Below are 1837 nucleotides of genomic sequence, written 5' to 3' on the forward strand. Positions count from 1 at the left end.
CCGCGGCGCCGAATTCGCGGGCGCCGGCGAAGGAACTCTCGACCGCCTGCCGGCCGGCCTCGGGGACGCCGGGCAGGACGTCGACGATCCCCGCGGCGTAGCGCCCGGCCAGGATGCTGCCCGACAGCGCGATGCCGATCGCGGCGCCGACCTCACGCATCGCGTCGTTGACGGCGGCGGCCACGCCCTGCTCGTCGGACGGGACGTCCGAGACGATCGCCGACGTGGCAGGCGCGGTCGACAAGCCGAGCCCGATACTCGCGACGAGCATGGGCCAGAGGATGTCCCAGTACCCGGAGTCCACGGACAGCCGGGAGAGGAAGACCATCCCGGCCGCGATGGCCCCCACGCCCACCACGGACACCGCCCGCAGCCCCACGGCCGCGGTGATGCGCGGGGACAGCAGCGAGAAGACCATGACCGGCACGACCATCGGAGCCAGGGCCAGCGAGGCGGACAGGGCGTCGTAGTCCTTGACCAGCTGGAGGAACTGCACGATGAGCAGGAAGAACCCGAAGATGGTGAGGAACTGCAGCGCCACCGACACCGAGCCGGTGGTGAACCCGCGTCGGCGGAAGTAACGCACGTCGAGCAGGGGGTCCGCGACGCACAGCTCGACCAGGACGAAGGCCACGACGCTCACCGCCGCAACGAGGAGCGCCACGATCACCAGCGGCTCGGAGTAGCTGGTGTGCGCGCCCTCGATGAGTCCGAAGACCACCCCGCCCACCGCGAGGGCGGAGAAGACCGCCCCGAAGACGTCCGGCCTGCCGACGCGGGAGGCCACGGACTCGCCGATGGTGAAGGCGGCGACCAGGACGACCAGGCCGATGACGGCGTACACGCCGAAGATCGCCTTCCAGGTCCACACCTTGAGCATGAGCCCGGATCCGAGCAGGCCGATGATGCCGCCGACCCCGGCGAAGCCGGCCCACATGCCCACGGCCGCACCCCGGCGATCCGGCGGGAAGCTTGCCGTGAGCAGGGACAACGTGGAGGGCATGACGAAGGCGGCGCCGACACCGGCCACCGCACGGAGCATGATCACCCACAGCGGCGAGTCCAACCACAGGGGCAGCGCCGAGGAGACGGTGAACAGCGCCAGGCCCACGATGAGCGTGGCCCGGCGGCCGAAGCGGTCCCCCAGCGCACCGGCGGTGAGGACGAGCGCCGCCAGTGCCAGCGTGTAGGAGTCGACGATCCACGTCAGCTCGGCCTGGGTGGCACCGATGTCCACGGCGATGTCCGGCAGGGACGTGTACAGGGCGGACATCGTGGCCACCACCAGGGACACGGCCACGAGGTTGACGACCAGCAGCCACCGCCGCCGACCCGCACTCATCTCCAACATATCTGCCTCCGCTCCACGGAAACGATACCGTCGGTATCGCATGGTGCGCCCACCCTAGCGCACCGGACAGGCCACAATGGAGGCCATGTCGACCCCGGATCCGCGGCGCGCCCGCTCGCAGGGCAAGTTGCTCGACGCGGCGGCGTCGCTGTTGCTGTCCGGCGGCGCGGCGGCCGTGACCGTCGACGCGGTGACCCGGCTGTCGGGGGTCGCCCGCACCACCCTGTACCGCAACTTCCCGTCGACGGACTCGCTCATCGCCGCGGCGTTCCGGCGACTGCTGCCCACCCCGACACGCCCCCCGGCCGACCTGCCCGTCCGGGAGCAGCTCGTGCACCTGGCCGCCTCGATGACGCAGCTCATCCAGGACGCGCCGCTCCAGCAGTCGATGTTGGGGTGGCTGGCGATGGGCCGCGACGCCGGTGACGACGACGAGGTGGGCAGGCTCCGCCGCAGCGTGGTCGAGTCCTATACCGAGCCTCTGCA

Annotated in this window: 2 protein-coding genes; one reads left to right on the forward strand and one right to left on the reverse strand. The window is 71.3% G+C overall.

Going from position 1 to position 1837, the window contains the following annotated elements; translation table 11 throughout:
- On the reverse strand, positions 1-1351 hold a 1351-nt coding region (locus G6024_RS06580), incomplete at its 3' end, for an MFS transporter (protein ID WP_159148329.1).
- An 85-nt stretch (positions 1352-1436) separates the two neighbouring features.
- Here G6024_RS06580 and G6024_RS06585 point away from each other — a divergent pair.
- Positions 1437-1837, forward strand: a 401-nt coding sequence (locus G6024_RS06585; protein ID WP_159148330.1) for a TetR/AcrR family transcriptional regulator, incomplete at its 3' end; no start/stop codon positions are given.

It is taken from the genome of Dietzia maris (assembly GCF_014144855.1).
Lineage (GTDB): Bacteria > Actinomycetota > Actinomycetes > Mycobacteriales > Mycobacteriaceae > Dietzia > Dietzia kunjamensis.